Below are 8,775 nucleotides of genomic sequence, written 5' to 3' on the forward strand. Positions count from 1 at the left end.
GGGCCGGCCAGGGTTTTTGATTCGGAAGAGGAAGCCTTTGAAGCTATACTGGGTGGTAAAATCAAAAAAGGGGATGTGGTGGTCATACGCTATGAAGGGCCAAAGGGAGGCCCCGGAATGAAGGAAATGCTGTCGCCGACATCGGCTATTGCGGGTATGGGACTTGATAAAGATGTGGCTCTTCTTACCGATGGGCGCTTTTCGGGTGCTACCAGGGGTGCCTCCATTGGCCATATATCTCCAGAAGCAATGGAAGGCGGCCCTATCGCGGTGGTGCAGGAAGGGGACATCATAAGCATCAACATTCCAGAGGGCAGGTTGGATATAAAGATAAACGAACAGGAGCTCAAGGAGCGGCTGGCAAAATGGAAGGCGCCTGAGCCAAAGGTGAAACACGGCTATCTGGGAAGGTATGCCAGGTTGGTCACTTCGGCCAGTACCGGCGCCGTGCTTAAGAATAAGTAAAAAAAGCTGCAAATTTGCAGCTTTTTTATTTGAGCTAATATTAGGTGATCCATACCAGAATGGCAACTGCGATCAAGAATAGGATTATAGGGCCGAATACCAGAAGAGCTGAGAGCATCAAGGCTAATATATCGGACCTGTCCAGCTTTAAATCTTCCTGGTCGCCGTCCTGCTTTTTGTCTTTGTTTTGCTGTTTTAGCCATTCCATGGCCCGATTGAATTTGCCATAGAACATCATGCCTTCATCAAACCTTTCGGAGTTACTCCTCTACGTTCAATTTATGGTGACAGGCTACAAAGTGTCCCGGCCTAACCTCTTCCAGCTGTGGTACCACCTTTTTGCAAATATCTGTGCAGTATCTGCACCTGGTGTGGAATTTACACCCTGGAGGAGGATTGATGGGGCTGGGAATGTCTCCTTCCAAAATAATTGGTTCCTTTTTAGCATCTATATCAGTGGTTGGAATGGCTGATAAAAGCGCCTCGGTATACGGATGCATTGGGCGGGAGAAAAGCTCCTGCGTATCAGCCAGTTCCACTATATTGCCCAGATACATTACCCCCACTCTGTCGCTGATGTATTTTATGACGCTTAGGTCGTGGGATATAAACAAATAAGTCAAATTCTCCTGCTCTTTTAGGTCTAGCAACAGGTTTATGATCTGTGATTGAATGGATACATCTAAGGCGGATACCGCTTCGTCACATACTATAAACTTGGGTTTCAAAGCTATGGAACGAGCAATGCCTATGCGCTGCCGTTGACCGCCAGAAAACTGGTGGGGGTAACGGTGCAGGAAATAGGGCGCCAATCCGCATTTATCCATGGTTTCCAGTATATAATCCTGTAAAGCTTTATCCCTTTTCTTAAACATATTATGTGCCAACAGGCCTTCAGCTATAATTTGGCCTACTGTCATTCGTGGATTAAGGGACGAATATGGATCCTGGAATATTAGCTGGAGGTCTTTCCGCAGCAATCTCATCTCGCTTTCAGTCAACTTGGCTAGGTTGATACCATCGTCCCTGTAAGATTCGTACTTTTCAAAGTCTGGGTTGGATCTATACTGCGCTCTTAACTTTTCCACCCGCTGTTGTATTTCCTCTAGTTCCTTTTCCTTGAATTTAAGGAGTTCCCTTTTACTTTCTATTTGTTTTACCAGCTTTTTAGTGGCCTGTTCAATTTCAGCTTGGCTCTTTCCTTTTGTACTTAGCATGGATTTTTTCTCTCTAAGCTTTGCCTCGTAATCCCCTATTTTATTTTTTAAGTTACTAATTTCAAATCTTTTTTTGTATTCTTCCAGCAAGGTAGCCGATACTGCTTTTAAATCGTCAGCCACAATCAATCCGCCAATTAGCTGAACGATGTCGAGAAATAGATCTTCTGCTTCTCTTTCTTTGTTTTGAAGTTTTTCCAGAGCTTTTTGCTTTTTGTCGCCTTCTGGGAGTGACATATATTCTTTCTTCATTCTTTCTTGTTCTTCTTCTAACCTCTTTAGCCTGCTGTACTCTTTTGGTAGATTTTTCAGAAGGTTTAACACATATTTAGGAGCTATATCGTCCACTTTACGTCCATAATATATGGTACGGCCTGCAGTCTGCTCATACAGCTGTAATATGGTACGACCTAGGGTAGATTTACCGCATCCGCTTTCACCCACCAGACCCAGGGTTTCGCCCTCATAAATCTCCAATGATATATCATCGTTTGCTCTTACATATAGTTGTTCTCTGGAAAAGATGCTGGATTTCTTAATCGGGAAATACTGCTTTAGATGCTGTATTCTAATTAATACCTTTTTCTCCTTATTGACCACTGGATCTCACCCCTTTTCTCGGATAGAAGCAGCGAATCTGATGGCCTGGCGAAACTTCGACCAGCTCTGGCTCTTGTGCGTGGCATTTATCGGTTGCGTATTTACATCTTGGTGCAAATTTACAACCTTCAGGCAGATGAAGAGGATGCGGTACCGAACCAGGTATGGGTTCCAGACGAACCCCTACAGGGGTGTCAAGTCTAGGTATAGAAGACATTAACCCTTCTGTATAGGGATGAGAGTACAGGGTATCCTTTCCGAATAAGGTTCTGACAGGGGCTTTTTCTACCACCTGGCCGCAGTACATGACAACTACATCATCTGCCATTTCGCTGATGACTCCTAAGTCGTGGGTAATGAATATGATGGAAGTACCAATCTCGGCCTTTAAATCATTCATCAGTTTTAGGATTTGCGCCTGAATGGTAACATCTAGAGCAGTAGTAGGCTCATCCGCAATTAATAGTTTAGGCCTACATGCAAGGGCCATCGCAATCATGACCCTTTGTCTCATTCCACCCGATAGCTGATGGGGGTATTGTTTAGCAACCCTCTCGGGATTTGGAATTCTTACCAGCGATAGCATTTCCACAACTTTTTTGGCAGCTTCTTTTTTGCTCAGCCCCTGATGGACGATAAACGGTTCGGCTACCTGTCTCTCTACTGTAAAAACAGGATTGAGGGATGTCATTGGCTCCTGAAATATCGCCGATATCTCATTTCCCCTTATTTTGGTCATCTCATGAAGGGGAACATCCACTAGGTTTTTGCCATTGAAGATGATCTCTCCGCTGTGGATATACCCGTTACTATCCAGCAGCTTGATAATGCTCATGGCTGAGACGCTTTTACCGCTACCGCTTTCACCTACAATGCCTAGCGTTTTGCCTTGCTCCACCGAGTAGGAAACACCGTTTACTGCTCGGATAATCCCTCTCTTGGTCTTGAAAAAAGTATATAGATTTTTCACTTCCAATAAAGCCATTTAATTATTCCCCCTACCGTTCTTGAGTTCTTGGATCAATTGCATCGCGTAAACCATCGCCTATTACATTGATGCATATTACGCATATACCCAGTATGATGGAAGGAAATACCCATCTCCACCAGTAATTTTGGATTACGGTGCTGTTATTGGATCCGTATAACATATTTCCCCACGTAGGATACGGTGCCGGCACTCCAAATCCTAAAAACGATAGAGTCGCTTCGATCAGCATACAAGTAGCAAAGTCCAAAGTTGCCGATACCAGTATGACCGAAATTACGTTGGGCAATATATGTTTAAACACGATGTTTATCTGCTTTACCCCCATTGCCCTAGCGGCAGTTACATATTCCTGCTCGCGGACCGAAAGCACCTGAGCGCGTACCAGCCTTGATAGGCCTGGCCAGGAAAGCAATCCCAGTATGACCATAATCAGCATGATCTTTTGATTGGTATCCATCGAATTACCAATCAAAGCCGATAAAATCATAACAAAGGGTAAAAAGGGCAAGGACGATATCATTTCGGTGACGCGCTGCAATATCATGTCCGTCCTACCGCCGAAATAACCCGATATACTGCCTATGATGACGCCTATTATAGTTGAAATGATGACCGCGATGGCTCCTACCGTCATGGTCATGAATCCGCCATGTACAAGGCGTGTTAGGATATCCCTACCTAAATCATCGGTTCCCAGCGGATAGCCTTTAAGGCCCCAGGTTATAAGCTTTCCGTCTTTAGTGACGGCATAATTCTGATAATAACCCGTAAACAGCTTTGTTACCTCTAATTGTTGAAGTTTTTTGGGAACAGAGGCCTGTTTATAGTAATTTGCGCCCCAAGCCACAACCTTTCCATCTTCCGTTATGGCCGAATAATGATATCTTCCTCCCTGTATGTCTACTATCTTACTTTCGGTATGGGGCACATCGCCTTCGCCTTTGGTTACGTTACCCCATACAAATACGCGCCCTTCTTCGTTTACAGCAGCAATGGTGGATGCTGTGGTAGCGATATCCACCACTTTACCCATGTTTTCGGGGATATTGGAATAGCTGTTCTGTTGATACCCCAGATAGACGACCTGCCCATCAAAGGTCAATCCCACAACGGCATCAGAGGTGAGCTCTATCTGGGCAATCTGGCCTTGATATTTATGGTTGGGGTTATAGTCGTTGTTCATGGAGTTACCAAAAAAATAGGTATATCCATCCGCAGTTAGAACCATGGAGCATTGATATCCTGCTTTAATGTCAACTATGTTATCCAGCTTTGCCACTTCAGGTGGGATGTTGGCTTGTCCGTTTCTATTGCTACCCCATGCGAACAGCTGACCTTTATCATTCATAGCAAGTATATGATCATACCCTGCTGCTACTTTTACAATTTTTCCCATATTCTTGGGCATATTCTTTACATCAATTGCTTTGGTAACCTTTGTTTTACCCCAGACATAAATCTTTCCATCTGTGGATATGCCCACGCTAAAGGTTGGCCCTATAGATATTTGCTGTATCTTTCCCTGCAATTCTTTAGGTACCTTCATCAAATCAAAGCCAGGTGGCACATTTTGTTGGCTGGTTTCAGCGAAGGATAGATCAATAGGGAAGAAATAAGGTCCAACCATAACAAAGATGAAAATGAGAATAAACACTATTAATCCCGTCATAGCAACCTTATTATCTCTAAAATTATTTATAACAATGCGAAAAGGACTTTCCATCTGCTCCTCTTCCAACAGAGAAAGCTGCTTTTTCCCTCCAAACAACTTTGTAAATAGGAGGTATAGGAAGCTGGGTTTTTTGTTGTTGGAATTTTTATTTGCGTTCATGTTTTTTACCTCCTATTATCGATTTACTCTGACGCGTGGATCTACTAGTCCATAGCTCAGATCGGTTATCAGATTGCCGATTAAGGCTATCACTATATAAAACATCTGTATGGCCAAGGCCACATTATAATCCTGATTTGATAGGGCGTCAATATAGAATTTGCCCATGCCGTGCAGGTTGAACATCCTTTCCACTACCAGTGAACCCGAAAAGACGCTCATGAGCCATCCTATGATTAGCGTAATAACGGGCAAAAGGGCATTCCGCCAAGCATGGGAATAGATGACCACCTTTTCCTTTAATCCTTTGGCCCTTGCTGTCTTTATGCAATCCATACTCAAAGCCTCGATCATGGCTGCTCGTACATACCTGGTCATTCCACCCAACGAGCCCACCGTTAGCACCATTAGAGGTAATGCTAAATGGTACAACCTATCCAAAAATGCCTGGAAGGGCGTTCCCTTGAAGTTGGGAGTGCTCATACCGCTTACTGGGAACCATCTTAGAATAACAGCAAATACATAGATGAACAACAGCACAATAATGAATACCGGGATGCTGTAACCAACGATGGTCAGTACCTGTACTGTTTTATCGAAAAGCGAATTTTTCTTGACTGCACAGTGAATACCCAAGGGTATGGTTATGCCCAAAGCCAAAGCTATGGCGAATATATTTATGAACACCGTATTCTTAAGGGGGGTTTTAACCACCTCAATTACCGGCTGCTTATATACTATAGACATTCCCAAATCGCCTTTGAGGGTGTTTCTAATCCATTTTCCATAGCGCACGATTAATGGGTCATCAAGGCCCATAGTTTTCCTTAATTGCTCATATCTGTACTGGTATTCTTCCGGTGTTAGCTTGTTTTTTAGAGGTTCCAGCTGAGCACGGGCAGGATCGCCCGGAATCATGTTGTATAAAAAGAACAGCACAAAGGACATAACAAAAAAAACGAATATCATATAGATAATTCTTTTTATAATGTATTTTCCCATAACATACCCTCTCCGCTATTTTTAGTTAGTTTAAAGATAACCTTAAAATCCATGTACAATTGGTAAAAAGTTCATAAAAAGTTTATAGAAGAAATAGGGTATTTTGAAATACCCTATTTCTTCTATAACAGCTTGTATGACCTTTTATGACCTAACCACAATACCCTGCGGCTTCATTATTCCTCTACATACGCATACAGTATAGCGTCAACTAGCTGTATGAGGTCGTTGTTTTTATAGTTCTTCAACTTAGCGTTGAAGAAGTCATGGTAAATATTGGAGTAAAGCGGCAGATCCGGTAACAGTTCATTCCATCTTACGATAAACTCTACGAACTTCTTCTTGAAGAGCTCTCTATCCTTAGGATCTACCTTTACCATTTCCTGAGCCAACTTTGCCAGCTTTTCGTCCTTTATATAGTTCTCGTTGGTACCTTGTGCATAAAGCTCAGGATCGATCGTGTACTGGTTCGAAAGATCATACATTGGAGTAAAGCCGGTCCCCAGGTTGAACATATTGTACGTGGGTTCTCCATATTTGGGATCCTGCGTAGCATCGCGGTACAGGTAGTTCAACAGCTCTGAGAAGGTCATCACAGTCTGGTTGATCTTCATACCGACTTTTTCGAGGTCAGGATTCTTCTGAAGTTTTACGACCAGCAATTCGGATACCGGGTTTTGTTCTGATGCTGCCCACTCGATGATTAGCGGCATCAACTTACCGTCCTCGGTCTTCTTGTGTCGGACGCCTTTGCCTTCTTGATAAGGATTGCCATTTTCATCGTATATCCAGCCGCCTTTTTCCAGTACTTCTATGGCCTTTTCCACGCTGTACGGATAGTGATTCAACTTCTGGTTCAACTCATCCTTTGTTTCTATATAGAACCACATAGCCTCACCATAAGGCCCATTTACTACAGAACCAAATCCGCCGGTAAAGGCCTTGGCAAAGTCGTTTCTATCAAGCAGGTAAGCAATAGCCTGACGTACCTCTGGATATTGTGTTGGACCAAAATCGCATACAAAGTGTAGTTTTCCATATCCGGAACGCGGATAGGCTATATAATCAAATTTGCCTTCTTCGCTTTCGACTAAGTCAAGTCCTGCCTGTATTTCACTGCCAGCGGACATGTGAGTTAGCAGATCCACTCCACCCGTCTTAAGCTCGTCAAGGGCTGTTTCGCTGGTTACCTTCTTGTAAATTATAGTCTCGATGTGGGGCTTCTGCCCTTCATAGTTGCCCTGGAATTTCGGATTTATCTTCAAAACGGCGGTCTTAGAAGCCTCATCGTAGCTTTCCAGCACATAAGGACCAGTTGAAGGCCTTGGAATGGCTCTCCTTGCTGCATTTATCTTATCTTTATATGCCTCTAACGTAAAGTTGTCGGTGAAATAGCAGCCTTGTCCGTCGTCTTTAATGTCTACAGTCTCATCGGTCCAGAAGGAAAGCTTTGTAGGCGATGAGCTTACTAAAGCCAGTTCGTAGAAGTATGGCACATACTCGGCGTCGATGGTGAAGGAGAAGGTCTTCTCATCAATCAACCTTACGCCCGGGAAGACTTTGGATTTACCTGTAGCAAAATCCTTCCAACCTACAAAGTATTGTCCAGCAGTATTGGATCCTCCCATTTCACCCACTACAGGCGAGGACCACAGCATTATGGTAGCAACGTAATCTTTTGCTGTAATGGGAGTACCATCGCTATAAGTCAGTCCATCTTTGATGGTCCAGGTATAGGTCTTGGAACCATCTTCATTTACTTTGACCTCAGGATCTTTTGCAACGACTGTCTTGTTTATTACGAATTCGCCCTCATGTGTTGTCTCCACGAGGCTGTAGCCCGTAATAAAGTTGTAAATATCGTAGTCAGCTGCGTTGTTTTGGAAGTACGGTACCCAGTCACCGGATAGCTCGGTAGTATTTCCGATGATGATTTGGCCGCCTACTTTTGCTTCAGACCCTTCATTTGTCTCATCGGTTTGTTCTTGACCATTGTCGGTCTTAGCGGGTTCTTCGGAACCATCTGTTGTCCCAGCAGGCTCTTCAGAACCTCTTCCACATGCTGCTAAGGAAAACAGCATAACCATCACGATAAAAATTGACAATAGTTTTTTTGTCATTTATCTTTCCTCCTCCTTTTTTTATATATGTAAAATTTTATTAATAGGCGAATAACTATATTATATTACTTAATCATGTCAAAACACAATAAAGTCCTTTCCAACAAATTCATATATTTGTTTGGATATATAAATCACATTGTTCCGCAATTTTTACATACCGGGTTTTGCAGTTTTTGCATGCGAAGACCAGCACTATTTTAGTTAGATGATATTATATCATTTTTTGAATAATAATACAATAGTCCTATTCATTTTTGCCATCTTTAAATTTCGTTTTTAAAAATTACACATACTTGTATAAATATTTACTTATAGAAACGATCCAGCAAACATTTTGGTTCTTAAAAGCCACTAAAAAGCAATTTTTATGAGACTAATAGATTGTGCAGTGCCCAAAATATGCTTATAAATTTTCATCTAATTATACATAAATTTTGCTATTATAGTCATTTAAAGGCAAAAAAATTTTTTAAAACAATATATGACAGACAGCAAATTTGCAGCGCAAAATTGCATTAGTTGCAAATTATGCATCTTTTTGAAAGG

Annotated in this window: 7 protein-coding genes; 1 reads left to right on the forward strand and 6 read right to left on the reverse strand. The window is 42.5% G+C overall.

Features of this window, described 5'->3' with window-relative positions; genetic code table 11:
• A partial coding sequence (locus tag FWJ59_RS06145; RefSeq protein ID WP_414481086.1) for a dihydroxy-acid dehydratase occupies positions 1-465 on the forward strand: 465 nt, incomplete at its 5' end.
• A 40-nt stretch (positions 466-505) separates the two neighbouring features.
• Here FWJ59_RS06145 and FWJ59_RS06150 read toward each other — a convergent pair.
• From FWJ59_RS06150 to FWJ59_RS06175, 6 genes are all read right to left on the reverse strand, one after another.
• Complete coding sequence (locus FWJ59_RS06150; protein ID WP_414481087.1) at positions 506-700, reverse strand: hypothetical protein; 195 nt, start codon at positions 698-700, stop codon at positions 506-508.
• A gap of 25 nt (positions 701-725) precedes the next feature.
• A complete protein-coding gene (locus tag FWJ59_RS06155; protein ID WP_414481088.1) occupies positions 726-2,282 on the reverse strand; it encodes an oligopeptide/dipeptide ABC transporter ATP-binding protein in 1,557 nt (518 codons plus the stop codon).
• Complete coding sequence (locus FWJ59_RS06160) at positions 2,272-3,267, reverse strand: ABC transporter ATP-binding protein (protein WP_414481089.1); 996 nt, start codon at positions 3,265-3,267, stop codon at positions 2,272-2,274. The genes FWJ59_RS06155 and FWJ59_RS06160 overlap by 11 nt, the downstream gene beginning before the upstream one ends.
• A gap of 13 nt (positions 3,268-3,280) precedes the next feature.
• Entirely contained in the window at positions 3,281-5,104 is a 1,824-nt protein-coding gene (locus FWJ59_RS06165) for an ABC transporter permease subunit (protein WP_414481090.1), read from the reverse strand.
• Between the two features lie 15 nt (positions 5,105-5,119).
• Entirely contained in the window at positions 5,120-6,106 is a 987-nt protein-coding gene (locus FWJ59_RS06170; protein WP_414481091.1) for an ABC transporter permease, read from the reverse strand.
• 176 nt (positions 6,107-6,282) lie between these two features.
• Positions 6,283-8,226, reverse strand: coding sequence for an ABC transporter substrate-binding protein (locus tag FWJ59_RS06175; RefSeq protein WP_414481092.1), 1,944 nt, complete (start codon positions 8,224-8,226; stop codon positions 6,283-6,285).
• Positions 8,227-8,775: the final 549 nt, after the last annotated feature.

The sequence above is a fragment of the Caldicoprobacter sp. genome (assembly GCF_047459465.1).
In the GTDB taxonomy this organism is placed as follows: domain Bacteria; phylum Bacillota; class Clostridia; order Caldicoprobacterales; family Caldicoprobacteraceae; genus Caldicoprobacter.